This is a genomic window from Acidovorax sp. SUPP3434, assembly GCF_030159015.1.
In the GTDB taxonomy this organism is placed as follows: Bacteria; Pseudomonadota; Gammaproteobacteria; order Burkholderiales; family Burkholderiaceae_C; genus Paracidovorax.
The window spans coordinates 617,722-643,566 of sequence record NZ_BQXL01000001.1 but is presented as its reverse complement, the minus strand read 5'-3'; the positions used below and the strand labels follow the sequence as shown (position 1 = coordinate 643,566).

The 25,845-nt window shown below is 70.5% G+C and carries 29 protein-coding genes and 1 riboswitch; of the genes, 12 read left to right on the top strand and 17 right to left on the bottom strand.

The features are described 5' to 3' along the window. Window positions 1-87: 87 nt before the first annotated feature. From AVKW3434_RS02890 to AVKW3434_RS02875, 4 genes are all read right to left on the bottom strand, one after another. Window positions 88-1,098 (bottom strand): TRAP transporter substrate-binding protein, encoded by a 1,011-nt coding sequence (locus tag AVKW3434_RS02890; protein WP_284404213.1) that lies wholly within the window; start codon window positions 1,096-1,098, stop codon window positions 88-90. Window positions 1,099-1,173: 75 nt separating this feature from the next. Further along, a complete protein-coding gene (locus AVKW3434_RS02885) occupies window positions 1,174-2,454 on the bottom strand; it encodes a TRAP transporter large permease (protein ID WP_284404211.1) in 1,281 nt (426 codons plus the stop codon). Between the two features lie 10 nt (window positions 2,455-2,464). After that, window positions 2,465-3,025 (bottom strand): TRAP transporter small permease, encoded by a 561-nt coding sequence (locus tag AVKW3434_RS02880; RefSeq protein WP_502869017.1) that lies wholly within the window; start codon window positions 3,023-3,025, stop codon window positions 2,465-2,467. Next, window positions 3,022-3,600, bottom strand: a complete 579-nt coding sequence (locus tag AVKW3434_RS02875; RefSeq protein ID WP_502869016.1) for a gluconokinase — start codon at window positions 3,598-3,600, stop codon at window positions 3,022-3,024. Before AVKW3434_RS02875 ends, AVKW3434_RS02880 begins: the two co-directional genes overlap by 4 nt. A gap of 161 nt (window positions 3,601-3,761) precedes the next feature. Between AVKW3434_RS02875 and gntR the strand changes: the two genes are divergently transcribed. Continuing rightward, window positions 3,762-4,790, top strand: coding sequence for an HTH-type transcriptional regulator GntR (gene gntR, locus AVKW3434_RS02870; protein WP_284404207.1), 1,029 nt, complete (start codon window positions 3,762-3,764; stop codon window positions 4,788-4,790). Here the strand turns inward: gntR and AVKW3434_RS02865 are convergent, their stop codons facing one another. Continuing rightward, a complete protein-coding gene (locus AVKW3434_RS02865; RefSeq protein WP_284404205.1) occupies window positions 4,791-5,264 on the bottom strand; it encodes an Lrp/AsnC family transcriptional regulator in 474 nt (157 codons plus the stop codon). It lies immediately after the preceding gene. 116 nt (window positions 5,265-5,380) lie between these two features. Here AVKW3434_RS02865 and AVKW3434_RS02860 point away from each other — a divergent pair, with 116 nt between their 5' ends. Beyond that, the gene (locus AVKW3434_RS02860) at window positions 5,381-6,349 is read left to right on the top strand and encodes a threonine ammonia-lyase (protein ID WP_284404203.1); all 969 of its coding nucleotides are present in this window, start codon (window positions 5,381-5,383) and stop codon (window positions 6,347-6,349) included. Window positions 6,350-6,455: 106 nt separating this feature from the next. On the opposite strand, the gene AVKW3434_RS02855 is transcribed toward AVKW3434_RS02860, so the two are convergent. Beyond that, complete coding sequence (locus AVKW3434_RS02855; protein WP_284401999.1) at window positions 6,456-6,986, bottom strand: OmpA family protein; 531 nt, start codon at window positions 6,984-6,986, stop codon at window positions 6,456-6,458. Between the two features lie 58 nt (window positions 6,987-7,044). Between AVKW3434_RS02855 and AVKW3434_RS02850 the strand changes: the two genes are divergently transcribed. Then, a complete protein-coding gene (locus AVKW3434_RS02850; RefSeq protein ID WP_284404198.1) occupies window positions 7,045-7,641 on the top strand; it encodes a gamma-glutamylcyclotransferase in 597 nt (198 codons plus the stop codon). A gap of 31 nt (window positions 7,642-7,672) precedes the next feature. Further along, window positions 7,673-8,326, top strand: coding sequence for a pyridoxamine 5'-phosphate oxidase (gene pdxH, locus AVKW3434_RS02845; protein ID WP_284404196.1), 654 nt, complete (start codon window positions 7,673-7,675; stop codon window positions 8,324-8,326). 51 nt (window positions 8,327-8,377) lie between these two features. Here pdxH and AVKW3434_RS02840 read toward each other — a convergent pair whose 3' ends face one another. After that, a complete protein-coding gene (locus tag AVKW3434_RS02840; protein WP_284404194.1) occupies window positions 8,378-9,331 on the bottom strand; it encodes an AEC family transporter in 954 nt (317 codons plus the stop codon). Window positions 9,332-9,434: 103 nt separating this feature from the next. Further along, window positions 9,435-9,722: riboswitch (cobalamin riboswitch) on the top strand. Between the two features lie 101 nt (window positions 9,723-9,823). Between AVKW3434_RS02840 and AVKW3434_RS02835 the strand changes: the two genes are divergently transcribed. Genes AVKW3434_RS02835 through AVKW3434_RS02815 form a run of 5 tightly spaced genes read left to right on the top strand, consistent with a single transcriptional unit; the run spans window position 9,824 to window position 15,803 of the window. Further along, a complete protein-coding gene (locus AVKW3434_RS02835) occupies window positions 9,824-11,962 on the top strand; it encodes a TonB-dependent receptor (RefSeq protein ID WP_284404192.1) in 2,139 nt (712 codons plus the stop codon). Further along, the gene (locus tag AVKW3434_RS02830) at window positions 11,952-13,085 is read left to right on the top strand and encodes an ABC transporter substrate-binding protein (protein WP_284404190.1); all 1,134 of its coding nucleotides are present in this window, start codon (window positions 11,952-11,954) and stop codon (window positions 13,083-13,085) included. Before AVKW3434_RS02835 ends, AVKW3434_RS02830 begins: the two co-directional genes overlap by 11 nt. Beyond that, window positions 13,082-14,203, top strand: coding sequence for a FecCD family ABC transporter permease (locus AVKW3434_RS02825; RefSeq protein ID WP_284404188.1), 1,122 nt, complete (start codon window positions 13,082-13,084; stop codon window positions 14,201-14,203). Before AVKW3434_RS02830 ends, AVKW3434_RS02825 begins: the two co-directional genes overlap by 4 nt. After that, window positions 14,200-15,027 carry an ABC transporter ATP-binding protein gene (locus AVKW3434_RS02820; protein WP_284404186.1) on the top strand — a complete coding sequence of 276 codons (828 nt, stop codon included), beginning with the start codon at window positions 14,200-14,202 and terminating at the stop codon, window positions 15,025-15,027. The genes AVKW3434_RS02825 and AVKW3434_RS02820 overlap by 4 nt, the downstream gene beginning before the upstream one ends. Beyond that, a complete protein-coding gene (locus AVKW3434_RS02815) occupies window positions 15,024-15,803 on the top strand; it encodes a (2Fe-2S) ferredoxin domain-containing protein (RefSeq protein WP_284404184.1) in 780 nt (259 codons plus the stop codon). Before AVKW3434_RS02820 ends, AVKW3434_RS02815 begins: the two co-directional genes overlap by 4 nt. Before the next feature lie 259 nt (window positions 15,804-16,062). On the opposite strand, the gene AVKW3434_RS02810 is transcribed toward AVKW3434_RS02815, so the two are convergent. The 10 genes from AVKW3434_RS02810 to msrA form a co-directional block, all read right to left on the bottom strand. Continuing rightward, window positions 16,063-18,294 (bottom strand): TonB-dependent receptor, encoded by a 2,232-nt coding sequence (locus AVKW3434_RS02810; RefSeq protein ID WP_284404182.1) that lies wholly within the window; start codon window positions 18,292-18,294, stop codon window positions 16,063-16,065. Window positions 18,295-18,528: 234 nt separating this feature from the next. Further along, window positions 18,529-18,945 carry a hypothetical protein gene (locus AVKW3434_RS02805; RefSeq protein WP_284404180.1) on the bottom strand — a complete coding sequence of 139 codons (417 nt, stop codon included), beginning with the start codon at window positions 18,943-18,945 and terminating at the stop codon, window positions 18,529-18,531. 51 nt (window positions 18,946-18,996) lie between these two features. Continuing rightward, window positions 18,997-19,530: a DUF3299 domain-containing protein gene (locus AVKW3434_RS02800; RefSeq protein WP_284404178.1), complete on the bottom strand. Its 534-nt coding sequence runs from the start codon at window positions 19,528-19,530 to the stop codon at window positions 18,997-18,999. Between the two features lie 97 nt (window positions 19,531-19,627). After that, the gene (locus AVKW3434_RS02795; protein WP_284401979.1) at window positions 19,628-19,888 is read right to left on the bottom strand and encodes a hypothetical protein; all 261 of its coding nucleotides are present in this window, start codon (window positions 19,886-19,888) and stop codon (window positions 19,628-19,630) included. 80 nt (window positions 19,889-19,968) lie between these two features. Further along, entirely contained in the window at window positions 19,969-21,219 is a 1,251-nt protein-coding gene (locus tag AVKW3434_RS02790; protein ID WP_284404176.1) for an FtsX-like permease family protein, read from the bottom strand. A gap of 11 nt (window positions 21,220-21,230) precedes the next feature. Beyond that, window positions 21,231-21,902 (bottom strand): ABC transporter ATP-binding protein, encoded by a 672-nt coding sequence (locus AVKW3434_RS02785; RefSeq protein WP_284404174.1) that lies wholly within the window; start codon window positions 21,900-21,902, stop codon window positions 21,231-21,233. Beyond that, on the bottom strand, window positions 21,899-22,381 hold the full coding sequence (locus AVKW3434_RS02780) for a Fur family transcriptional regulator (RefSeq protein ID WP_284404170.1): 483 nt from the start codon (window positions 22,379-22,381) through the stop codon (window positions 21,899-21,901). The genes AVKW3434_RS02785 and AVKW3434_RS02780 overlap by 4 nt, the downstream gene beginning before the upstream one ends. Before the next feature lie 137 nt (window positions 22,382-22,518). Further along, window positions 22,519-22,722, bottom strand: a complete 204-nt coding sequence (locus AVKW3434_RS02775; RefSeq protein ID WP_284404168.1) for a hypothetical protein — start codon at window positions 22,720-22,722, stop codon at window positions 22,519-22,521. Between the two features lie 5 nt (window positions 22,723-22,727). Beyond that, window positions 22,728-23,186, bottom strand: coding sequence for a hypothetical protein (locus AVKW3434_RS02770; protein ID WP_284401968.1), 459 nt, complete (start codon window positions 23,184-23,186; stop codon window positions 22,728-22,730). 135 nt (window positions 23,187-23,321) lie between these two features. Further along, window positions 23,322-23,861 (bottom strand): peptide-methionine (S)-S-oxide reductase MsrA, encoded by a 540-nt coding sequence (msrA, locus tag AVKW3434_RS02765; protein ID WP_284404166.1) that lies wholly within the window; start codon window positions 23,859-23,861, stop codon window positions 23,322-23,324. Between the two features lie 107 nt (window positions 23,862-23,968). Between msrA and AVKW3434_RS02760 the strand changes: the two genes are divergently transcribed. Genes AVKW3434_RS02760 through AVKW3434_RS02750 form a run of 3 tightly spaced genes read left to right on the top strand, consistent with a single transcriptional unit; the run spans window position 23,969 to window position 25,785 of the window. Further along, on the top strand, window positions 23,969-24,670 hold the full coding sequence (locus AVKW3434_RS02760; protein WP_284404164.1) for a TetR/AcrR family transcriptional regulator: 702 nt from the start codon (window positions 23,969-23,971) through the stop codon (window positions 24,668-24,670). A gap of 31 nt (window positions 24,671-24,701) precedes the next feature. After that, window positions 24,702-25,412: a protein-L-isoaspartate O-methyltransferase family protein gene (locus AVKW3434_RS02755; protein ID WP_284404160.1), complete on the top strand. Its 711-nt coding sequence runs from the start codon at window positions 24,702-24,704 to the stop codon at window positions 25,410-25,412. Window positions 25,413-25,440: 28 nt separating this feature from the next. Beyond that, window positions 25,441-25,785, top strand: a complete 345-nt coding sequence (locus AVKW3434_RS02750) for a rhodanese-like domain-containing protein (protein ID WP_284404158.1) — start codon at window positions 25,441-25,443, stop codon at window positions 25,783-25,785. The last annotated feature ends 60 nt before the right edge of the window (window positions 25,786-25,845 follow it).

Sequence of the window (25,845 nt, the reverse complement as noted above, 5' to 3'; positions counted from 1 at the left end):
AACCCGCAGGCCGCTCCGTCTGTAGGCAAAGGGCATGTGTCGGCCCACCCCGGCCCGTGGCCGCGGGGCGAACCCATGCGTGCCGGGTTACTGCGCGCCGCGCGCCTGCTTGACGGCCGCGTTCACCGCGTCCCAGGTTTCCTGGCCGACCGATTTGGCGATGCCGGTGTTCACGCTGGCGAGCTTCTCGCGCATGCGGTTGGCTTCCGAGCCGGGCAGCTCGTTGACCTGCATGCCCTTGGTCTTGAGGTCGGCCAGGGCCTTGGCGGCTTCTTCGCGCGTGTCCTTGCGTTCGAAGTCGCGGCTCTTGACGGCGGCGTCCTGCAGCACCTTCTTTTCGGCGGCGGAGAGGGTGTCCCACCACTTCTTGCTCACGGTGACGATCCACGGGCTGTACACGTGGTTTGTTACCGTGAGGTACTTCTGCACTTCGTAGAACTTGCTGGACACCACCGTGTTGAACGGGTTCTCCTGGCCATCGACCGCACGCGTTTCCAGTGCGGTGAACAGTTCCGAGAACGGCAGCGGCACGGCGTTGGCACCCAGGGCCTTGAAGCTGTCCAGGAACACGTTGTTCTGCATCACGCGCAGCTTGATGTCGCCCAGGTCTTCCAGCTTGTTGACGGGGCGCTTGCTGTTGGTGAGGTTGCGAAAGCCGTTCTCCCAGTAGACCAGCCCGACCATGCCCTTGGGCTCCAGCTTGGCCTTGACCTTTTCGCCGACCGGGCCGTCGAGCACCGTGTCGGCCTCCTTCACGTTGTTGAAGAGGAACGGCGTGTCCCACACCGCCATCTCGGGCACGATGCCCACCAGCGTCGCGGTGGAGCCCACCATCATCTCCTGCGCGCCGCCGATCAGCGCCTGCTGCATCTGGGTGTCGGAGCCCAGGGCGGCGTTGCCGATGGTGCGCACCTTCATCTTCCCGCCGGAGGCCTTCTCGACCTCCTGCGCGAACAGGCGCGCCGCGCGGCCCTGGTTGGAATCGTCGACCAAGCCATAGCCGAAGCGCACGAGGCGCGGCTTGAAGTCCTGTGCCTGGGCGGCCCCGGCGGCCACCAGTGCGGCCACCAGGCCGGCGAGAGCGAAACGGATGCGCATGCTTGTCTCCTTGTATTGAAAGCGCTGAAGAAAGGGGGGAAAACGAAACCATCGGAAATCGGGGCCGGCGGCGGCTCAGTGCAGCCAGCGCAGCGGGCCGGTGATCAGCACCGGGAACAGCACGAACAGCACCAGCAGCACCACGTACATCAGCAGGAACGGCGTGGTGCCCTTGATGACGGTCTCCATGCGCAGACCGCCCACCCCCGCCACCACGTTCTGCACCGTGCCGACCGGCGGCGTGATGAGGCCGAGCGATCCCACATAGATGAACATGAAGCCGAAGTACACCGGATCGATGCCGGCCTTCACCGCCAGCGGCAGGCACACCGGCCCGAAGATCAGGATGGTGGGCGTCAGGTCCATGGCCGTGCCCACGACGAGCAGGAACAGCATCATCAGCGCCATGAACACGATGGGATTTCCCATCACGCCGGAGAAGCTGTCCGCCAGCATGGCGGGCAGGTCGGCCAGGGTGATCATGTAGGCCGTCACGGTGGCTGCGCCGCACAGGAACATCACCACGGCGGTGGTCTTGCCCGCCGCCAGGAACACCTCGTACAACTGGGCCCAGGTGAGTTCGCGGTACACGAACATCGACACGAACAGGGCGTAGACCGCGGCCACCACGGCGGCTTCGGTCGGCGTGAAGATGCCGCCCTTGAGCCCGCCCAGGATGATGACCGGCATCATCATGGCCCAGAAGCTGTGGACCAGCGCCTTCATGCGCGCACCCCATTCCACGCGCTCCATGGACGGCAGCTGGTGCTTGCGGGCGATCCACCACCAGGCCAGAACCAGGAAGATTCCCATCATCAGGCCCGGAAACACCCCCGCCAGGAACAGCTTGCTGATGGAGGTGTTGGTCGTCACCCCGTAGATCACGAACGGCATCGACGGCGGAATGATCGGCGCGATGATGCCGCCCGATGCCAGCAGGCCCGCGCTGTAGCTGGGCGGGTAGTTCTGCTGGCGCATCATCGGCAGCAGGATGGTGGCCAGGGCCGCGGTGTCGGCGATGGCCGAGCCGCTCATCGAGGCCAGCAGCACCGCGGCGCCGATGGCCACGAAGCCCAGTCCCCCGCGGATGTGCCCCACGAAGGCGCGCGCCAGGTCGATGATGCGGCGCGACAGCCCGCCCGCATTCATCAGCTCGCCCGCCAGGATGAAGAAGGGCACCGCCAGCAGCGGAAAGTTGTCGAAGCCGGCCTGCAGGTTCTGCGCGAGCAGCTGCGAGTCGAAGAAGTCCAGATGCCACATCAGGGCCACGCCCGTCAGCACCAGCGCGTGGGCGATCGGCATGCCGATCACCATGCCGCCGATGAGCACCAGCAGAAAAATCGCGGTCACGATCATGTCCGGCCCCTTATTCGATGTCACCCGCCGGGTCGGCCGGCGTGGGCGGCTCGCCGCGCAGCAGGTCGAACACCAGGGCCACCAGCAGGCCGGCCGCCAGCACCAGCGTGGCGGCTGCGGCCAGCGCCAGCGGGTAGCCGAGCACCGTGCTGTAGCTGCTCATGCCGGCCACCACCTGCTCCCAGGAGCCCTTCAGCAGCAGCACCATGCACACCGCCACGAGCAACTGGCTCAGCCAGAACAGGCCCTTGCGCGCCCCGCCCTTCACGCGCGAGGTGAGCATGTCGAAGCCCAGGTGCTTGCCTTCGAAGGCCGCGACGATGGAGCCCACCGCCACCAGCCACACGAACAGCAGGCGCGAGACCTCTTCGTACGACACGATGCTGGTGTGGAACACATAGCGCAGCACCACGTTGACGAACACCGCCACCACCATGCCGGCGAGCGCCAGCACCATGAACAGCTCGGCCAGCCGCTGCAGCGCCGGCTTGCGGCGGGGTGGCGCGTGCGGGGAAGAAGACGGGGCGGACGGGGCGGCCAGATCCCTCGTCGGCGGCTGCGGACTGCTCATGCGTTGTCTCCTGCCGCTGTGTCGCGGCCTGTTTTCTCGGGGGTGAAAGCCTCGGGGCCGCGCACCCAGGCCACTGCGTCCTGCACCAGCGTGGCGATGGGCTGCGTGGCATCGAGCGTCAGCACACCAGGTTCGCCCTCGGGCGATTCCAGCGTGGCGAACTGGTCGGCCACCAGGGCGGGCGAAAAGAAGTGGCCGGGCCGCGACTGCACGCGCACCAGCGCTTCGTCATAGCCCAGCTTCAGGAAGACGAAGCCGAGCGCCGGGTGCGCTTCGCGCAGGCGGTCGCGGTATTTGCGGCGCAGCGCGGAGCAGGTCAGCACCACGCCCTGCCCGCCTTCGCTGGAATCCAGCAACCGGGCCAGGCGGCCGAGCCAGCCGGCGCGGTCGGCATCGGTCAGCGGCGTGCCGGCGCGCATCTTGGCGATGCTCTCGGGTGCATGGTAGGCGTCGCCTTCGTGCAGCGTCCAGCCCAGGGCCTGCGCGCAGGACTCGCCGACGCTGGATTTGCCGCAGCCCGACACGCCCATCACGACGATGGCCTGCGGGCGAAACATTGAGATAGCGCTATCCATTGAATTCGAAGAAATGCGGTGGGGCATGGAGCCGCACCGCGGGTGGCTGGGCCGGGTTTGCTGCACGCTAAAGCGGCATCGGTCGCCGCATGCTTGTTTACCCTGTGAAAGATAGCGCTATCTTAGGAAACAATGCCACCCAGACTGCTCCGGATTAACCCTTGACCGACGCCACCCGCCGCCCCCGCCGTTCCAGCGGCCGCATCACGCTTGACGACGTGGCGCGCGATGCCGCCGTGAGCCCGATCACCGTCTCGCGCGTGCTGCGCGGCGAACGCAGCGTGGACGCGCAACTGGCCGAGCGCGTGCGCGCCTCGGCCGACCGCCTGGGCTACGTGCCCGACCCGGCGGCGCGCGCCCTCGCCTCCCAGCGTAGCACCCAGGTGCTGGTGCTGGTGCCCATGCTGTCCAACACGCTCTTCGTCGATCTGCTGGAGGCGGTGCACCGCACGCTGTTCCCCGAGGGCTTTCACCCGCTCATCGGCGTGACCCACTACGACACCACCGAAGAAGAGCTGCTGCTGCGCACCTACCTGCCCCACCGGCCCGCCGGCCTGCTGGTCACCGGGTTCGACCGCAGCGAAACCGCCCGCCAGCTCATCGCCCGCAGCGGCGTGCCCTGCGTGCACCTGATGGAGACCAGCACGGCGCCGGACGTCGCCTGCGTGGGCTTTTCGCAGACCGATGCGGGCGCGGCCATCACCCGCCACCTGCTGGACCGGGGCCGCCGCCGCATCGCCTTCTGCGCTGCCCAGCTGGACCCGCGCACGCTGCAGCGCGCCGAGGGCTACCGCCGCTGCCTGCGCCAGGCGGGCCTGTACGACCCGGCGCTGGAGGTGCTCAGCCCGGAGCGCTCGTCGGTCGCACTGGGTGCGCGGCTGTTCGAAGAGGTGGTGCGCCGCGTTCCCGGCGTGGATGCCATCTTCTTTTGCAATGACGACATCGCCCAGGGCGGGCTGCTGGCGGCCAACCGGCTGGGGGTGGCGGTGCCCGGGCGGATCGCGGTGGCCGGGTTCAACGACCTGGAGGGCAGCGACCAGATGGTGCCGCCGCTCACCACCGTGCGCACGCCGCGCGCCGAGGTCGGGCGCGCCGGCGCGGCGATGCTGCTCGGGCTGATGCGTGGCGCGCCCACCGGGCCGGGCTGCGTCGAGCTGGGCTACGAACTCGTCGTGCGCGGCAGCACCTGATCACCGGTCCAGCGCGGGAATGGCCAGCGGTGCGCCGCGCTGGTGCGCATCCAGAACGATCTGCGTGGTGAAGCTGCGCACGTTGGGGTCGTGCAGCAGGCACGCCTTGCAGAAGGCCTCGTAGGCCGCCAGGTCGGGCACGATGACGATGAGCACATAGTCGACGCTGCCGGCCACGCCGTAGCACTGCTGCACCTCGCCGCGCTGCCCCACGGTCTCGCGGAAGGCCCGCGTGGCGCGTGCCGACTCGTCGATCAGGTCGACCTGTACGATGGCCGTGATGCCCAGGCCCAGCTGGGTGCAATCGAGCTGGGCGGTCTCGGCACGGATGACGCCCGCCTCGCGCAGGCGCTTCAACCGCCGTTGCACTGCTGCTGCGGACAGGCCGACGCGCGCGCCGATCTGCTCGCTGGGCACGCGGGTGTCCCGCTGGTAGAGGTCGAGGATCTGGCGGTCGAAGGCGTCGAGGGGCATGGGGCGTCGGAGGGTTGCACGAAGGCCGCGTGGAAGGCGCCCACAATGCGGCGAGGCGGCGTTGGCGGGGGCGCAATCGCGGCCCAGCCCACCGCACCGGTTCGCATACTTCGGGCATGACCATTATCGACACCCCCCATCGCCTGTCGCTGCGCAACATCGAGCGCGCGGCCTCCCTCATCGACCCCGTGTTTCTCCACAGCCCGCAGTACGAATGCGAGCCGCTCAGCCAGGCACTGGGCGCTGCCCTGACGCTCAAGGTCGAAACGCTGAACCCGCTGCGCTCGTTCAAGGGGCGCGGCGCCGACTTCTTCCTCAAGGACAACGCGGCGGCGCTGGCCGGCCGGCCCCTGGTCTGCGCCACGGCCGGCAACTGGGGGCAGGCCATGGCCTATGTGTGCCGCGCCCGCGGCTGGCCGCTGGTGGTCTACACCGCCACCACGGCCAATGCCTTCAAGGTCGAGCGGATGCGCGCGATGGGCGCGGAGGTGCGCCTGCACAGCGACGACTTCGACACCGCCAAGGAAGAGGCCCGGCGCTTTTGCGCGTCCTCCGGCGCGTTGCTGGTCGAGGATGGGCTGGAGACCCAAATCAGCGAAGGCGCCGGCACCATCGCCCGCGAACTGCTGGCGCGCGATGCCTTCGATGCCCAGCTGGTGCCGCTGGGCAATGGCGCCTTGCTCAACGGCATGGGCCTGTGGACGAAAGCCCATGCGCCGGCCACGCGGGTGATCGGCGTTTGTGCGGAAGGCGCGGATGCCATGGCCGCCTCCTGGAAGGCGCGCCGGCTGATCGAGCGGCCCGCCACGCAGACCATCGCCGATGGCATCGCGGTCCGGCGGCCCGTTCCCCAGGCGCTGGACGACATGCAAGACCTGGTGGACGACGTGCTGCTGGTCAGCGATGCGGCCATCCGGCGCGCGATGCAACTGGTGTTCCAGACGGCCGGCTTGATGGTGGAGCCCGCCGGCATCGTCGGCGTGGCCGCCATCATGGAACACCCCGCGCTGCGCTCGCAGAAGCTGGCGACCGTGCTGTGCGGCAGCAACCTCACCCCGCAGCAGATCGTGCAGTGGCTGCATTGAGGCCCCTTCCGCTGAGATTGGAGCGCCCAAAGAAAAAGCCCGGCGGACCGGGCTTGCTGTCGAGGGATCGGAGGACGCGGCCGGCGGCCACCCCCTCAAGCCCGGATCAAAGCGGTGCCAGCGTGACTTCGACGCGGCGGGCTTCGGCGTTGCTGCCGCCGGCCTGCGTGACGGCGGGCTTGCGCAGGTCGATCTTGTCTTCGGGCACGCCGGCCGTCTTGAGCGCGTCGCGCACGGCAAAGGCACGGTCCTTGGCCAGTTGCGCGTTGGCGGCGGCGTCGCCCGTGGCATCGTGGTAACCGGAGACCACCACCGAGCGGCCTTCGGCCACGGCACGCGACACGTCGGCCAGGGCCGGTGCGGCACCGGGTGCCAGGTCGGCACGGCCCGTGGCGAAGTAGAAGCGGACCACGCCGCCATCCACCACCACGCGGGCCACTTCGTCCTCGGCCACCACCAGCGTGCCGGCGGGTGCGACCACCACGGCGGCGGGCTCGACCACCGGGGCGCGCGCCAGGCTGCGCTGCTTGTACACCGTCACGCCCACCACCGAGGACACCACCAGGGCAATCAGCGCGAACAGGAACCCGAGGGCAAAACGTTGCTGGCTGTCGTCATCGGAACTGCTGAAGGCCATGGGAAGAACTCCGTAAAGTAAATAATGGGGGCTGAAGACAACCCGCGATTGTAGAGTCATGACGCCGCTGCCCGCCCCCTTGCGCGACCCCGCCCCCCTGCTCCAGCGCACCCTGGATGAATGGGGCGGCCAGGACGATCTGTGGATCTTCGGCTACGGCTCGCTGATCTGGCGGCCCGATTTCGACTTCGCCGAGCAGCGCCCGGCCCGCGTGCACGGCTGGCACCGCGCGCTCAAGATGTGGAGCCGCATCAACCGCGGCACACCCGAGCGGCCCGGCCTGGTGTTCGGCATGCTCTCGGGCGGCAGCTGCCGCGGCATGGTGTTCCGCGTGGACCGCGAGCACGCCCGCCAAACCATGGTCAACCTCTGGCAGCGCGAGATGGCGCTGGCGGTGTACGACCCGCGCTGGCTGCCGTGCCAGACGCCCCAGGGCACGGTGCGCGCCCTCGCCTTCACGCTGTCGCGCCGCAGCCCGAGCCACGCCGGCGTGCTGCCGGACGACGAATACCGCCGCATCTTCGAGCAGGCCACCGGCATCTACGGCACCACCCGCGACTACGCCCAGGCCACCTACGACGAACTGCGACGCCTGGGCATCCACGACCGGGCGCTGGGCAAGCTGCTGGCGCTGGCGCCCGGCCAAAAGCGCTGACCCGCGGCGCGCGCCGGGGCACAATCGCCCGATGAGCAGCAGCCCCCTTTCCTCCTCCATCGCCGACCTGCGCAAGAGCTACGAGCGCGCGGAACTCAGCGAAGATGCCTCCCTGGCCGACCCGCTGGCCCAGTTCGACCAGTGGCTGCAGCAGGCCCTGGCCGCCCAGGTGCCCGAGCCCAACGCCATGACCCTCGCCACCGTGGGGCCCGATCTTCGGCCCAGCACGCGCATCGTGCTGGTCAAGGGCTACGACGAGCGCGGCATCGTCTGGTTCACCAACTACGACAGCCGCAAGGGCCGGCAACTGGCGGGCAACCCGTTCGCGGCGCTGCAGTTCCATTGGGTCGAACTGGAACGCGTGGTGCGCATCGAAGGCACCGTGGAAAAGGTGGACGACGCCGAGAGCGACGACTATTTCAAGAGCCGCCCGCTGGACTCGCGCATCGGCGCCTGGGCCAGCCCGCAAAGCCAGGTGATTTCAGGGCGCGGTGTGCTGGTGGCCAACGCGGCCAGGTACGGCGCGCAGTTCTTGCTCAGCCCGCCACGCCCCCCGCACTGGGGCGGCTACCGCCTCAAGCCCGAGCAATGGGAGTTCTGGCAGGGCCGCAAGAGCCGCCTGCACGACCGGCTGCGCTACCGGGCCGATGGCGGCCAGTGGGTGCGCGAGCGCCTCGCGCCCTGACCGCCCGCGCCGTGCGCCGGCGCTTCGGCCCGGCCGACCGGGCGCCAGGCCTCAGTGGAAGAACCGCTGCGCGACCACCAGCATGAGCGGCACCGTCACCAGCGCCAGCGCCGTGGACACGGCGATGCTGGCCGTCACCTCGTCCTGCATCGTGTCGTAGCGCTGCGTGAACAGGAACACGTTGGCCCCCACCGGCAGCGATGCGGCCAGGAACATCACCGCCGTCGAGGTGCCGCCCAGGCCGAAGGCCCAGGCCAGCGCCAGCAGCAGCAACGGGTGCGCCAGGTTCTTGACCAGCGAAATGCGCAGCGCGTCGCGCGCATGGTGGCCCACCTTGCTGAACGCCAGCGTCACGCCCACCAGCAGCAAGGCCATGGGGCCGAGCGCCATGCCCAGCAGTTGCAGCGGCTTGTCCACCACCTCGGGCAGGTGCAGGCCGGTCTGCGCGAACAGCAACCCGGCCAGGATGGGCAGCGGCACCGGGTGCAGGATGCCGTTGCGCACGGCCTGCAGCACCGTGTGCAGCATGGGGCGCGGCGCGCTGCGGCCGTCGCGCTGGCTTTCATGCGCCTGCGCCAGCTCGAACACCACCGTGGCCGCCGTGAGCAGGATCAGCGCGTGCAGCGAGATCAGCGTGAACAGCGTCACCAGCCCTTCCTGGCCGTAGACAAGCCCGACCAGCGGCACGCCGATCATGATGGTGTTGCTGAACATGCTGGCCAAGCCGAAGGCGGCCGAGCGGGTGGAAAACCCCATGACCGCCAGCGATACCACGAACACCAGCCCGGCCGCGAGAAAGTACAGGCCCACCGGCTCGAAGTTCAAGTCCTGCACGCGCGACGTGCCCATGGTGCGAAACAGCAGCGCGGGCGTGAGCACCAGGAACACCAGGTTGGACAGGTCCTTGACCGCCGAGGCCCGCACCCAGCCCAGCCGCCCCGCGAGAAAGCCGATGGCGATGAACAGGATCACCGGGATCATGGAGGCGAAGACGGGGGAGTTCACGGGGCGATCCTGCGGGCAGAGCCGTCGATTATCCGTGCCCCGCCCCGCCTTGGGGCCCGTCGGGAACGCATTGCGGACTTTCCGGATTCCGCCAGACACCCCCCTCTACAATCGCGCCGTTGGTGCTCGCGGCGTGGTTCACATGCCGCAGTTCAACGGGAAGCAGGAGGACACCCCGGCAACCGGCCGCTGATGCGCAGCGCCGGCCTGCCGACCCGTCCCGCCTGCGCTGCCCCCGCAACGGTCAAACGGACGAATGCACACCGGCCATCCCCCGCCGAGGTGCCTTCAGCATCCCTCCACACAGCCACTGGACGCCTTGAACAAGCGCTGGGAAGGCGAGGAATGCAGCGCCGTCAGCCCGGATACCGGCCAACGAGGTGAGTGCGCTGCCTGCCTGCATACATGAATGAACGGGCGGCGCATTCGTATCGCCCAGACGCCGGCGGGGATGCCGGCCAGGGTTGCTTTTTTGATCGCCCCTCCCTTCCCATGAAGCCCGTCCTTCGTGCGCGCGCCGCTGCGCTCCCGTTCGCCCTCGCGGCCGCCTATCCCGGCCTTTGCGCCCATGCCCAGACCGAGGGCAGCGCGGCCCCCGCCACCCTGTCCCCGGTCACCGTCACCGAAGACCGCGGCGTCGCCACACCGCTGGTGCTGCCCTCCACCGCCGGCAGCCGGCTGGAACTCACGCCCTTCGAGACGCCCGCCAGCGTGGCCATCGTGCCGGGCGAGCTGATCCGCGCCCTGGGCACCACGTCGGTCATCGACGCCAAGACGCTCGCGCCCGGCATGAGTTCGGCCAACAGCCCGGGCAACGGTGGCAATGTGCTCAGCGCCCGCGGCTTCACCGGTGTCAACTCCGTCAAGCAGCTCTACAACGGCCTGGAACTCTCCAACGCCGGCGGCGTGGTGAGCTTCCCCTTCGATCCTTGGAACGTCGAGCGCATCGAGGCCCTGTACGGCCCGGCGTCGGTGCTCTACGGCGCCGGTGCCATCGGCGGCGCGGTCAACGTGGTGAGCAAGCGGCCCGACCCGGCGCAGGCCTCGCACGAGATCGGCCTGGGCGTGGGCTCCGACAACGCGCGGCACGAAGCGTTCAGCAGCACCGGCCCGATGGGCAATGGCCTGTCCTACCGGGTGGACCTGAGCCACCGCAGCGCGGACAACTGGGTGGACCGCGGAGCGTCCGACACCCTGGCCGCGTCGGCCTCGCTGCGCTACGACCTGTCGCCCCAGCTGAACTTCATCCTGGCCGCCGACTACGGCCGCCAAAAGCCCATGCACTACCTCGGCACCCCGGTGTTCAATGGCGCGCCCGTGCCGGGCACCGAGACGCTGAACTACAACATCGCCGACAGTGACCTGTTTTTCCAGGACCAGTGGACCACGCTGGACACCGAGTGGAAGCCCTCGGCCGATGTCACGGTGCACAACACGCTCTACCGGCTGACCCACAACCGCCGTTACCGCGACGCCACCGTGTTCACCTACCTGCCCGCCACCGCATCGGTGCGCCGCAGCAGCTACCGGGACATTTCCTACTCTCGGCAGACGCAGGAAGGCGTCAATACCTACGCCAGGTTCCAGGGCCGGATCGCCGGCATGAAGAACGCGTTCCTCGCCGGCTTCCAGCTCGAGCGCAGCTTCTACAACCGTTTCGACAACGTCCGGGGCGGCACCTCCACCGTCGATGCGCTGCACCCGGTGCCGGGCCTCTACCGCGATGCGTGGCGGGGCGAGTCGATCCCCATGTACTACCTGGACCTCGACCGCGTCGGCGTCTTCTTCGAAAACCACCTGACGCTGAGCCAGCGCTGGTCCGTGGTGGCCGGCCTGCGCAGCGACAGCTACCGCACCGAACGCGAAGACCGCCAGCTGCGCAACACCACCCGCGGCAAGGTCAGCGGCACCAGCGGCAGCCTGGGCGTGGTCTTCAACCCGGTGCCGGAGGTGGCGCTGTACGGCCAGATCGCCACGGCGCAGGACCCGGTCACCTCGCTGGCGAGCATCGGCGCCAACCAGCAGGGCTTCGGCCTGTCCCAGGGCCGGCAGATCGAATTCGGCCTCAAGCAAAGCCTCTGGGGCGGCCGCTTCGACTGGACGCTGGCGGCCTACCACCTCGTCAAGAAGGACCTGCTGACCGCCAACCTGGCCAACCCCACCCTGCAGGAACAGGTGGGCCAGCAGTCCTCGCGCGGCATCGAGGCCTCGGCATCCGTCCGGCTGGGCGCCTGGCGGGTGGAGGTCAACGGCACGGTGCTCGATCCGAAGTTCGACGACTTCCAGGCCCAGGTCGGCAGCGGCACGCAGCAACTGGCGGGCAAGGTGCCGATGACCGTGCCCAAGCGCAGCGCCAACCTGAGCGCCTTCTGGGACTTCGCCCCCCGGTGGACCGCGCGCACGGCACTGCAGTACGTCGGCCAGCGCTTCGTGAACAACACCAACACCGCCTCGCTGCCCTCGTACACCGTGGTCCAGGCCGGCGTGAACTGGCGGGCCATGCCGGGGATGACGCTGGACCTGCGGGTGGAAAACCTCTTCGACAAGCGCTATGCCACACAGGGCTCGGAAGTGCAGTGGATTCTCGGCCGGCCCCGCACCGTCTGGCTGACCGGCACCCATGCGTTCTGAGATGCGTTCCGATGCCTCCGTCCCGCAGGGCCCGGGCAGCCGGCGGGCCCTGCTGCGGGCCTGGGGTGCGGCCGGTGCGGCGGGCATCGCCGGCGCGGCCTGGCTGCCGGGCCGCGCGCCGGCCCAGGCCAGGGAGGCCACGGCCATCACCGACGACCTGGGCCGCAGCGTGTCCGTTTCGCTGCCCCTGCGGCGCGTGGTCGTGTTCAACCGCTACACGACGGAGTTCATCCGCGCCATCGGGGCCATGCCGGCCGTGGTCGGCGTGGACTTCGACGGCAGCAAGCACCCGGACTACTGGCCGGGCGTGACCCCCGGCATGCTCGCCGGCAGCGGACAGTCCAGCGTCCACTACGAGGCCATCGTCGGCATGCAGGCCGATGCCGTCTTCATGCCGCGCAACAGCGACTGGAAGCAAGCCGAGCGGGTGCTCAAGCCCTTCGGCATTCCAGTCATCGTGGTCACCGGCTGGGATCTGCTCAAGCACGAGTGGAACGTCGCGCTGCTGGGCCGGCTGTTCCACCGGACCGAGGGGGCCGCACGGCTCAACGCCTTCTACCGCCACTGGCGCGACACGCTGCGGGACCGCCTGCAGGGGGCCACGCCCCGGCGCGTGTATTTCGAGGAGGTCGGCCCCTACAAGACCGTGCTGCAGGGCTCGGGCTGGCACGACATGATCGAGGCCGGCGGCGGCACCAACGTGTTTGGCGACATCCGGCTGCCCGGCGGCGTGTCGCCGCGCGGCAACGTGCAGAACTTCGAGGTGGACCCCGAAGAGGTGCCGGCCCGCCGGCCCGAGGTCGTCGTCAAGCTGCAGCCCGGCCAGTACCTGCCGCACCCGCGGGCCTTCTCGGCCGACGTGCTCGGCCAACTGGCCGCGCGGCCGGGCTGGGAGGGTACGCCGGCCGTGCGCCACCGGCAGATCCACCACCTGAGCTACTACCTCGCATCGGGCTGTTCCAAGATCACCGGTGCCCTGCAGATCGCGCAGTGGCTGCACCCCGGGCGCATGGCCGGCATCGACCCGGAGGCGGTCATGGGCACCTGGCTGCAGACCTTCCAGGGCGTGCCGGCGCAGCGCGGCTACGCCTGGTCGATGGACCGCATGAAGGGCGGAGAATGAACCCGACCGATGCCGGACCGGCCTCCCCCGCGTCCTTCCCCACCTCCCCCGCCATCGCGGCGCTGCGGCAGGCCGTGGGCCGCCTGCGGGCCAGCCGCTGGCGCATCGCGGCCCTGGCGGTGTTCGCCCTGGGCCTGGCCGTGCTGGCCTCGCTCAGCCTGGGCGTGCAGTCCCAGCCGGTCGGCACAGTGCTGCGCCAGCTCCTGTCGCTGCTGCCCGGCCTGGAGGCCTGGGCCCACGACGGACCGCAGCGCAACGTGCTGCTGCAACTGCGCCTGCCGCGCACCGCCATGGCGCTGGTCTGCGGGGCCGGGCTGTCCATGGCCGGCGTGGCCATGCAGGGCATCACCCGCAACCCGCTGGTCAGCCCGTACACGCTGGGCATCTCGCCGGCCGCGGCGTTCGGTGCGTCCATCGCCATCCTGCTGGGCTGGAACACCCTGCCCGCCACCGGCCCCTGGTGGACGGTGGCGCTGGCCTTCGCCTCGGCCATGGTGTGCGCGGCCGGGGTGCTGGGCCTGGCCTCGCTGCGCGGCGTGCATGCCATGGTGCTGGTGCTGGCCGGCGTGGCCTTCACCTACCTCTTCGGCGCGCTCACCGCGGCGCTCCAGTTCTTCGCCAGCGAGCAGCAGCTCGCCGCCATCGTGCACTGGACCTTCGGGTCGCTCAACGGCCGCTCCTGGAACGAGGTGGGGGTGGCCGGCGGCATCTGCCTGTTGTGCGCGCCGGTCCTGCTGGCCCATGCGGGCGCGCTCAACGCCTTCAGCGCCGGCGGGGACGATGTGGCCGCCTCGCTGGGGGTGCCCGTCGCCCGGGCCCGCATCGCGATCACGCTGGCCGCCGTGCTGTGCAGCGCGGCCATCGTCAGTTTCACCGGCGTGATCGGCTTCGTCGGGCTGGTGGCGCCGCACATCGCGCGCCTGCTGATCGGCGGCGACCACCGCGCGCTGCTGCCCTTCGCGGCCGTGGTGGGCGCGTTGCTGGTGCTGCTGGCCGACATGGCAGGCCGCCTGCTCTTCGCGCCGGTGGTGGTGCCGGTCGGCATCGTCGTCGCCTTCCTGGGCGTGCCGCTGTTCCTGCACCTGCTGCTCACGCGGCGCAACGAGATGTCGGCATGAGCGGCGCATCGGCCACAGCGCCGCCTGCCCTGGTGCGCGCCGAGGGCCTGCGCAGCCGCTACGGCGGGCGCGCGTCGCCCGAGGTGCTGCAGGGCATCGACCTGGTGCTGCAGCCGGGCGAAGTGCTGGGCCTGGTCGGCCCCAACGGGTCGGGCAAGAGTTCGCTGCTCAAGTGCCTGGCCGGCCTGCGGCCGCTGAGCGGCGGCGACCTGCAGTTCGAGGGCCGTGCGCTGGCCGGCTGTACGCGCCAGGAGATCGCCCGTGCCGTCGCCTACGTGCCCCAGCACACCGGCCCCGGCATGTCGCTGCGGGTGCTGGACATGGTGCGGCTGGGCCGGCTGCCGCACCGGGGCCGCAGCTCGCCGCAGCAGGACGAGGCCATCTGCCTGGCCGCGATCGAGCGCCTGGCACTGGAGGCGCTGGCCCTGCGCCACTTCAGCGACCTCAGCGGCGGCGAGCGCCAGCGCGTGCTGATGGCCCGCGCCTGGGCCCAGCAAGGCCGCCTGCTGCTGCTGGACGAGCCCACCAGCGACCTGGACCTGCGCCACCAGCTCGCCACGCTGCAGACCGTGCGCGAGCTGTCGCGCCAGCGCGGCGCTGGGGCCGTCATCGCCATCCACGACCTGGCCCTGGCCGCGCGCTTTTGCGACCGGCTGCTGATGCTGCGAGGCGGCCGCGTGCTCGATGCCGGCGCGCCCGCGCAGGTGCTCACGCCCGCCAACGTGCAGGCGCTGTTCGGCGTCGGTGCGCGCATCGGCACCGATGGCGGGCTGCCCTATGTGATCCCGATGGACCCGACCCCCGACGAAAGCCCTTTCCCATGAACCCCAGCGACCCGATCCGCCCTCCCCCACGGCGCGCGGCCATCCTTCTGGCCAAGGCCTCCATCACCGGCGCGGCCGTTCGCGAGATGGAAGAACTCGCCCAGCGCGCCCAGGCCGCGATGGCGGACCGCTTCGCGGCGGTGGTGCCTGCCTTCAGCGAACAGGGCAGCCCGAGCCTGCGCGAAACGCTGGACGCCCTGGCAGCTGGGGACGTTGTGGACGAAATCGCCATCGTCCCGCTGCTCCTGCCGATGGAGCCGGGCTTTCGCACCTGGATCACCGGCGCGGTGCAGCGCTGGATGCGCGATGCGCAGGCGCCGCGACGGCCCAGCGTGACGCTGTGCATGCCACCCGGCGACACCCTGGCCGTCGATGCGCTGGTGCACGGCCTGCTGCAATCCACCGCAGTCCCCATCGACGCGCCCGCCGCGGCCCCTTCGGCCGGTTCGGTGATTCCACCGCAAAAGCGCCGAGTGCTCGTCTGCCAGGGCGGCCCCTGCAACCACGCGGGCGCCGCGCTGGTCTGGGGCCATCTGCGCAACGAGCAAAAGCGCCTGGACTTGCGCAACACCGGCGACGGCATGATGAGCGCCCGCACCAGCTGCCTGGGGCCCTGCAACCTCGCGCCGGTGGTGCAGGTGTTCCCGGAGGGCACGTGGTACGGCGGCGTGGACGAGGCGGGCATCGACCGCATCGTCGAATCGCACCTGCTGCGCGGCGAGCCGGTGGCCGAGTTGGCCTACCCGCAGGTGCCCGGCAAGCAGACCCTGCGCTGAGAGACGGGCACCGCGCTCGGGCAGCGCCACGCCGACGGCCTCCTGCAGCCGCCGGAACGCCTGAACGCATCCACCCCGTTTGCAAGACGGTGCCGGGCGACACGCTCCATGCCTGGCGTCTGCCACCGGAGAAATTCCCATCGAAATGGGCTCCAGCGCAATCAAATCTAGGGCATGCTGCTATTAAATAAATAGCAATCTGCCCTGCCCCCAATCGCCGGGGGCCAACGGCGCCGAGCCGCCCGCCCCCGGCGCCCGCTCAGAACGTCGCCTTCACGCCCACCTTCAGGCTGCGCCCCGGCAGCGGCGACTTCGGGAACGCCGTGGTGGTCAGGATCGACGTGGCGCTGTAGGCCAGCTTGTCGGTGATGTTGTCGAGGCGCGCATACCACAGCAGGTTGCTGCGCGTGGCGCCGAACTGCACCTGCTGGTGGTAGCCCACCGAGGCGTTCCACAGCGTGTACGCGCCGGTGGTGCGGGTGCCGTCGCTGGGCACGCGGTCCTGGGCGGCCAGGTGGTCAAAGCCCACGCCGGCGCGCCACGGGCCGCTGGCCCAGGCCAACGTGCTTCCGAGGCGCAGCGGCGCGATGCGCGGCAGCGGCTCGCCCGTGTCCTCGTTGGTGGCGCGCACGAGGTCGCCGCGCAACTGCAGGTCGAGCGTCGATGCCGTGTCGCCGAACAGCGTGGCGCCGGCCAGCCCGCTCTCGCCCACCAGGCGCACGCTGCCGCTCGCTTCCAGGCCGTAAAACTTGGCGCGCACGCCCTGGTAGCGGTACTCGGGCAGCGCACCGTCCGTGCCGGCGGGCACGCGCTCTCCGTCTTCCGTCAGGCTGGCGCCCGTGGGCGTCAAGCCGATGTAGTTGGAGAACCGGCTGTAGAACGCGGTGACGGCGAATCGCTGAGGCCCGCTCTTCCAGGCGGCGCCTACGTCGATGCTGGTCGCCTTCTCCAGGCCCAGGCGGCTGTCGCCCGTCTCCCAGGCGCCGGTGGCGATGTGCGGGCCGTTGGCGAACAGCTCGTAGTCCTTGGGGGCGCGCTGGGTGTACGACAGGTTGGAGGTCAACTGCCAGTCGGGCGCCAGGTTCACGAGCGCGCCCACCGCCGCGCTGTGGGGGTGGAAGGTGTGCTTGCCGGTGTCAAAGCGGTCGGTGTCGGCGCTGCCGAACGATTCGACGCTCACCTGCTCGGTGCGGGCGCCGAAGGTCAGCTTGCCCCAGCCGGTGGCCAGTTCCTCGTGCGCGAACAGCGCGGTGGACCGGCTGCGGCTGTAGGGCGCGAAGGCCTCTTCGCCCACCGCCGAGAAGCGCGACGATTCGGCCTGCAGCCCGATCACGCCCTGCAGTGCGCCCAGCGGCGCGTGCTTGGCCTCCAGCCGCAGGTCGTTGCCCCGGTTGCGGAAGGTGGTGCCGGCCTCGCCGCCCTCGAATTCGGTGTGCACGTAGTCGGTGTGGCTGGCCTGCATCTTGATGCTCTGCAGCGGGCCCGCGTCGATGCGCCACTCGCCGTCCAGCGCGTAGCGGTTGGAGCGCATGCCGATGGTCACGTCGTCCTCGGCCACGGTGCCGTAGTCGTTGCGGTAGGTGCTGGCCGAGGCGCCCAGGTAGCCGCGGTCGAAGAACACCGTGCCGCCCACCGCGCCGCCGCGCGTGTGGCTGGCGGAGTTGCAGATGCGGCGCGCCAGGCCCGGCGAGCCGGGCTTTTCGCAGGCCAGGTCGGCCGGGGCGCGCACGTCGTCGGTGTCGCGGTCGAACACGTCCACGTGCAGCGCATAGCGGTCGTTGCCGCCCTCCACCATCGCGCCGCCCGAGCGCTCGCCGTTGCCCGTGGCGGCCGCCGCCTCGGCCTTGCCGGCCACGCCGTTGATGGGCTCGCGGGGAATGCGGTTGTCGATCACGTTGACCACGCCGCCCACGGCGCTGCCGCCGTACAGCAGCGCCGCCGGGCCGCGCAGCACTTCGATGCGCTCGGTCACCAGCGCCTCGGTGGGCACGGCATGGTCGAAGCTCAGGGCCGAGGCGTCCAGCGTGGCGCCGCTGTTTTGCAGGATGCGGATGCGGTCGCCGTCCAGCCCGCGGATGATGGGGCGGCTGGCATTGGGGCCGAAATAGGTGCTGCTCACGCCCGGCAGGCCGTCCAGCGTCTCGCCCAGGGTGGACTGGGTGCGCAGGGTGAGCGCATCGCCCGACAGCTGCGCGGCTGGCGCGACCACGGTGGCGGCGCCCAGCGGGTTGCCGGTGACGGTCACCTCGGGCAGGCGCGCGGCCGGCGCCGTGGGCGTGGTTGGCGTGGGTGCGGAGGCACTGGCGGACGCTGCGGGTTCGGCCGCGTTGGCCGCCTGGGCGTGCACGGCCGGCAGCAGGCCGGGACCGCCCAGCGCCAGCAGCGCGGCCCAGGCCAGGGGGCGCAGCGTGGCGCGCCGCGCAGCGGGAGCGTGCGCTGGGCGTGCGGTGAGGGGCGCAGCAGGCTGCGCGGTGCGGTGGGGGGAGTTCATGGATTCAGGCTTCACGAAAAGGGGCGGCGGCCTGCGCGCGCACGGCGCCGTTCTCCTGCGGCCCGGGCAGGCCTGGGCGGGCGGAACGGCCTGTGCGTGGAGCAGGCAGTCAATCAGGCAAAAAGTGCCACCAGCGCAAATTTGACTAGGGCATTTAGCTATCAAAAAAGGAGCATCGCCGCACTGATGTCGGGGGTGGCCAGCGGTGGCCGGGGCGGTGCGGAGACGGCGCGGTCAGCCCCGCGCGGGGGGCGCGCGGGCGAGAAAGGCCGACCGCTGGCGCGTGCCGGTGTGCGAGGCGTGTTCCGGCAGCGGTGCCTGCGCGGCGCCGTGCACCGTCGGCAGCACCAGGGCCGCCAGCAGCGCGCCGCTGAGCAGCAGCTGGTCCAGCAGCTGGCAGTCGGCGCCGTGGTGGCCGGCGAACAACGCGTGGAGTGCGTCGCCGCCCTGCCCTGGCCGCGCATCGGGCGCCGTGGCATGGTGCGCCACGCCCGCCGGCCAGGAGACGGAGGCCGAGGCGAGGCCCGGCGCCACGCCGTGCACCACCTGGTGCATGCGGCCGAGCAATGGCGCCAGCAGCAGCGCGAACGCGATCCACCAGACGGCGATGCGTCGGCGGTGCGGCAGTGGCTGCGGGCGCGCGGGTGTCATGGGGAACGTGGGGGCGGCGAGTTTGGGCGCTGTGTCAGCGAAACACTCGCATCACTGGACGGGCCTGGCGTCGACCATGCGGTAGAACAGGCCGTACTCGTCGTTGCGCAGCGTCTCGAAGCGGCCCTCGACCACCACGGGTTCGAGCGAATACGTGACGGGGGACGAGGCCTTCACCTCGACCATGCTCTCCGGCCCGCCGGGAATGCAGAAGGCGCAGGTGAGCGGCACCGAGGTGAGCAAAAAGTGCCGCTGCTGCGGCTTGGCCGTCATGGGCACCATGAAGCCCTGCACGCGCTGCACGGTTTGGTTCAGCGCCTTCTGCTCGGGGTTGAAGACCGGCTCGATGCGGGTCTTGAGGGTTTTCTTCTGCAAGTTGGTCAGCGTGGACCAGGGGACCACGTCGCTGCGCGTGGGCAGCGGCTTGATCGGGCTTTGCGGGCTGTGGTAGCCCGCGCCGTTGCCCGGGGGCAGCCCACCGCCGCCCAGCGGGGACGACAGCGCCGCGCCGGCACCGTCCGGCGCCTGCGCGCCGGCCACGCCGCAGGCCAGCAGGCAGGCGAATGCGAGGGGGATGGCTTTCATGCGGGGGTCCTCAAAAAGGCGGCGAACGGCGGCCGGGCGCCCTGCCCGGCCTGTGCGATTGTCGCAGGCGCCCGGCCGGGGTAGGCCCGGGGACGGATCAATGCTGGTGCTTCATGCCGCAGAACTTGCCGATGGCCAGGCCCTTGCACGCCGCCTGCAGTTCCTTCTCGCAGGTGTCGTGGCCCTTGCCGGATTCCAGGCACTTGGCGGCGGCCTCGTGCGCGGCGGCCATGGCGCGGTGGCGCTGGATGTCGGCCTTGGTATCGGCGTCGGAATGCTGCTGCGCCTGGGCGGCAACGGCGGCCAGCAGAAAGAGCGGCGCGAGCGCCAGGGCGCGGAGTCGGGAGGTGGCGGTCATGGAAAAAGTCCTTTCAGGGAGGTGAGTGACAAAGACAGGGGGAAGGGTTCGGGGCCGTCCAGGCATCGCGGCATTCCAGGTCAGGGCCGCGCCAGCAGGTCGGCCACGTCCACCCGGTACGCCTGCACGGCCGGCAGCAGCGCCGCCACCGCCGCCACGGCCACCGCGAGGCCGGGCACCGCCCATTCCTCGGGCAGCCACAGCGCGCCGGTGACGGGCATGGCGTTCTGCGCCTGCAGCATCCAGCCCACCACCGCCGCCAGCGCATGGCCGGCGGCCAGGCCCAGGGCCGAGGCAATCAGCGCCAGCCACAGCGCCTCGGCCAGCAGCAGGCCGCCCACGCGCGCGGGCGAGGCGCCCAGCATGCGCAGCATGGCCAGGTCGGCGCGGCGCTCGCGCACGGCGTTCCACAGCGCGATGAAGACGCTCAACGCCGCCACGCCCAGCAGCACCGCGCCGAAGGCCTGCAGCACGTCGGCGCCCACGCCCAGCAGGCGCAGCAGGCGCGTCACCTCGACGGCGGGCGCGGCGGCCTGCATGGGGGTGTTGGCATTGATGTAGCGCGGCAGGGTCACGGCCGCGAGCGGGCTGCGGTAGCGCACCAGCGCCAGCGTCACCTCGCGCTCCTGGCGCAGCGCCTCCAGATCGTCGGGGTCGTCGGCCTGCGCGCTTTCGTGCACCTTCCACACGGATTCGGTGGCGGTGAGCACCAGCCGGTCCAGCACGCAGCCGCAGGGCGCGAGCACGCCCGCCACGGTGTAGGGGTGGTCGCCGTGCGCGTGCCCGCCGCCGGCCAGGCCATGGCTGCCCACGAACCGCCGGCCCAGCAGCGCGTCGCCCTGCCCCGGCGCGGCATCCTGCGCGGCGCTGGCCATGGCGCGCGCCACCGTTGCGCCCAGCACGGCCTCCATGGGCTGCTGCCACAGGCGGCCCTGGGACAGCGCGGCGCCGTAGTGCGCGGGGTACTGGGGCGTGGTGCCCACGATGCGGTAGCCGGAGAAGCTGTCGCCCAGGCTCAGCGGAATGGCCTCGGCCACCAGCGGCTGGCGGGCCAGCGCCTCGAAGTCGGCCAGGGCGATGTTGCCGGGCGGCACGTCGATGTGGAACACGCCCGCTAGGATCAGCTGCAGCGGGCTGCCCTTGGCCCCCACCACCAGGTCGATGCCCTGCACGTCGCGCTCGAACGCCTGGTCGATCTGGCGGCTGACCAGCAGCACCAGCGTGACCGCGGCGAGGCCGAGCGCGAGCAGCAGCAGGTTGAGCGCGGCCGGCAGCGGGCGCGACCACAGGTATCGCCACGAAAGGCCCAGGACGTTTGCTATATTTTTCATAGCGATATGCCCTAGGATTGATTGCCCTGCAGGCCGATTTCATTCAGATCCAGGCGCTGGGCGCCCGGCCGGTCCGCCAGGGCCTGCGCCGCGCGCCGGTCGTGCGTGGCGACCACCAGGCTGGCGCCGCACGCCTCGGCGCAGGCCGTGAGCAGCGCCAGCGCATCGGCGGCGGCCTCGTCGTCCAGGCTGGCGGTGGGCTCGTCGGCCAGCAGCACCCGGGGCGACAGCAGCACGGCCCGCGCCAGGGCCACACGCTGCGCCTGCCCGCCCGACAGTTGATGCGGCCGTCGGCCCGCCAGGGGGGCCACACCCAGGCGGTCGAGCGCAGTGTGGATGGCGGCGGCATCGCGCGGCAGCCCGGCGGCGAAGTACGGCAGCGCGAGGTTCTCGGCCACGGTGAGCGCGGCGCTCAGGTGCAGGGTCTGCGGCACGAAGCCGATGTGGCGCGCCCGCCAGGCATCGCGCGCCGCGCCACCCAGGCGGTCCAGCGCCTGGCCCGCCACCTCCACCGTGCCGGCGCTGGCGCGGCGCAGCCCGGCCACCAGGGCCAGCCAGGTCGATTTGCCCGAGCCGGAGCGGCCCTGCAGCAGCAGGCAGCCGCCCTGCGGCAGGTCCACATCGGGAAACCGCAGCGGTGCGGTGCCGGCGTGGGCGAAGGCCAGCGCCTGCGTGCGGATCACTCGCCGTCCCCGGGGTGCGCGGTTTGCGCGCACACCGCGCACCGGCCGCGCACGGCGACGTCCAGCGCCAGGCGGTCGTGGCCGGCCGAGGCCAGGGCCTTCAGCATCTGGCGCGCGGCCGCCTGCAGCGGGGCCGCCCCTTCGGTGACGGGAAACTGCCGGTGGCAGTCGTTGCACTCGAAATGCGGCGCGGCCGGCTCGCTCTTGTGGCTCACCAGGGTGTAGCGGGCCACGCGCTGGGCATCGATGTGCCGGCGCATCAGCCCGGCGCTGGCCAGCCGGTCCAGCAGCCGGTAGACCGTGACGCGGTTGACCACCACGCCCCGGCGCGCCAGGGCGGATTCCACCTCCGCGCCGGACACCGCGACGGAGGGCTGCGAGGACATCAGCGCCAGCAGGGCGCGCGTGGCGCGGGTGGAACGCAGGCCGGGCGGCAGGGCGCGGGGCGCGGAGGGATCGGAGTGGGGAGAATGGGGCATGGCGGGCGGCCGGCGGCGCGCGCAAAAGGCGCCGGGGATGGCTTGGTAACGCAAACGGGTTGCATTATGGCAGCTTTGACCGGACCGCCCTTCCCGTTCGGCCGTCTGGCAGGTGGCCCGCTGGCCCCACCCCGCCGCTACGGCGCCTGCCCGTCCTGCAGTTTCCGGAGCTGGCGCCGCAGCCGCACGTTGTCCAGGCTGAGGGCCAGCCAGGAGAGGCCGAAGAGTCCGTAGAACACCGCCTCCCCGAAAAATGCGAAGGCCAGCCAGGACGCACCCGCGCACGCCAATGCCGTCACCAGCAGGTACGCGCCGTCCTTGAAAGAAGAAGATGGGGCCATGGGGATCACCTCGCCCGCGACAGGCTCTGGGGGGACAGCGCCAGGGTCATGCGCCCCGCATGCCGGCGCTGGTAGATCTGCGGGTGGGTCTGCAGCACCGTGCCCACCTGCGGGTTGAGAAAGCCGTGGCGCGACGCGTAGAACAGCACGTCCGACAGCCCGGTGCCGCCCGAGATCACCCGCCCGGTGGCCACGGCCGCGCTGCCCACCGCCGCCCCGGCGAAGTAGGCCACGCCCAATGCCCCCAGCATGGCCAGGCGCTCGGGCAGTGTGCCGGCGACGACCAGCTCGCCCACCGTCACCCGCGGCCCGTGCACACGGGCGGCGTCCACCAGGGTCTTGATGGTGCCCACGATCAACGCGTAATTCGGGAACGCGGTGGCCGGCACGGGAATCCCGAGCGCCTCCATGTTCTCCCGCCAATAGTCCAGCCACCGGGGTTCATTCTCTGCACCTGCCGACACGGTTCGACCTCCGCCTGAGCCCTTGTTTTGACAGGGCGCAAGTCTAGGCAAAAATCGAAGGATTTTGCTGATGAATTACGTAACTATTGGTTGAATCAATGGCCCGCGACCGCAGGCCACCGGGGCGCCGCCGGCTCAGTCCGGCTTCAGGAACCGGGTGAACGTCTTGCGGAATTTCTCCACCTTGGGCCCCACCACGAAGGCGCAGTAGCCCTGGCCGGGGTGGTTCAGAAAGTAGTCCTGATGGTAGTCCTCGGCCGGCCAGTAGCCCTTGAGCGGCACCACCTCGGTCACTATCGGGGCGCCGAAGAGCTTGTCCTGCGACATCTGCCGCACCATCGCCTCGGCTTCGCTTTGGTGCTCGGGGGTCTCGGTGTAGATGCCGCTGCGGTACTGCGTGCCCACGTCGTTGCCCTGGCGGTTCAGCGTGGTGGGGTCGTGCGTGGCGAAGAAGATCTCCAACAGGTCGCGCAGCGCGATCACGGCGGGGTCGAAGGTCAGCCGCACCACCTCGGCATGGCCGGTGGTGCCGGTGCAGACGTCCTCGTACGTGGGGTTGGGTTCGCGGCCGTTGGCGTAGCCGCTCTCCACGTCGGTCACGCCGCGAACGCGGTCGAACACGGCTTCGGTGCACCAGAAGCAGCCGCCGCCCAGGGTGATGGTTTGCAGTGTCATGGGATGGTCTTACAGGGTAGGAGTGGCGATCGGGCCATTATGGAAGTCCCACCGCGTTGACGCTGCTCTGCGGGATTGCTACATTACTAACCAGTCAGTCATTAATTATGAATTCGTCCCCCTCCCCCTCCCCCGCCCCCCCGCCGTCCACCGAGGCCTCCAAGCGCGAGCGCCGCAAGGAGGCACGGCCGGGCGAACTGCTGGACGCCGCGCTGGAGCTCTTCGTCGAGAAGGGCTACGCCGCCACCAAGGTGGACGAGGTCGCGGCCCGCGCCGGGGTGTCCAAGGGCACGCTGTTCCTCTACTTTCCGAGCAAGGAAGACCTTTTCAAGGAGGTGGTGCGCCAGAATATCGGCCGCCATTTTCCCGAATGGGACCTGGAGATCGACCAGTACCCCCACAGCACCGCCGAGCTGCTGCGCTACGCCTACCAGCTGTGGTGGGAACGCATCGGCGCCACGCCCGCCTCCGGCATCACCAAGCTGATGCTCGGCGAATCCAACAACTTTCCCGACATCGTGGCGTTCTACCGCAACGAAGTGGTCGAGCCCGGCCAGCGGCTCATCGGCCGCATCCTGCAGCGCGGCGTGGACCGGGGCGAGTTCCGCGTGCCCGACATGGATTGCAGCATCCACGTCGTGCTGGCGCCGCTCATCTTCATGACGATGTGGAAGCACTCCACGGCCTGCATGCCCGACCTGGAGCGGCTCACACCCGAGCGCTTCATCGCCGCGCAGGTGGACAACCTCCTGTGCGGGCTTTGCGTGCCGGTGGCCGCGCCGCCTGCGGCCCCTAAAATCGAGGGTTGACCCGATCCACGATCCCGCCCGGAGTAACCCCATGAACATGCCCCTGAACACGTCCGCCAACATCAGCGATCCCATCCTGCAGGCCCGCTACAACATGATCGAGCAGCAGATCCGCCCTTGGAACGTGCTGGACACCGACGTGCTGGACCTGCTGTCCGTGGTGCGCCGCGAGGAATTCGTGCCGCCCGCCTACCGCAGCATGGCGTTCATGGACATGGAGATTCCCCTCAACGCCTCCAACGAACTGGCCCAGCGCCTGGGCCAGTGCATGCTGGCGCCACGCGTGGAAGCCCGCCTGCTGCAGGACCTGCAGGTCAAGCCGACCGACCGGGTGCTGGAGATCGGCGCCGGTTCCGGCTACATGGCGGCCCTGCTGGCCCACCGCGCCGCGCAGGTCCTGGCGCTGGAGATCGAGCCCGATCTGGTCGAATTCGCCCGCGAGAACCTGCGCAGCGCCGGCGTCCTGAACGCCGAGGTGCGACAGGCCGACGGTGCCCAGGGTGCGGCGGAGCAAGGACCCTTCGACGTGATCGTGCTCAGCGGCTCGGTGAGCGACGTGCCGCAGGCCCTGCTGTCGCAACTGAGCGAAGGCGGCCGGCTCGCCGCCGTCGTGGGCCAGGAGCCGATGATGCGCGCCACGTTCATCCGCCGCACCGGCGACCGTTTCGAGACCACGCAGCCGTGGGACACCATCGCCCCGCGCCTGCTGCACTTCCCCGAGCCATCGCGCTTCACTTTCTGATCCCCTTTCGTCTTTCTCAGGAATCCGCATGATCGACCACGTCCGCCCCGCCCAGCTCACCGAGTGGCTCGCAGCCACCCCCGTCGGTGCCCGCCCGCTGGTGCTGGACGTGCGCGAGCCGTGGGAGCTGCAGACCGCGAGCGTCGCCGCCGAGGACGGGTTCGATGTGGCCGCCATCCCGATGGGCGATTTGCCCTCGCGCCTGGCCGAACTGGACCGCGACCGCCCCACCGCCTGCCTGTGCCACCACGGCGTGCGCAGCCTGCGCGTGGCGAACTACCTCGACCAGCAGGGCTTCGACCACGTGGCCAACATCAGCGGCGGCATCGATGCCTGGTCGCACGAGCGCGACGCGGCGGTCCCCCGGTACTGATCGATCCCCGTGGCCGCGGCATCGAGCCCGGCAGCGTGGGGCGCCACGCCTTCCTTTTCC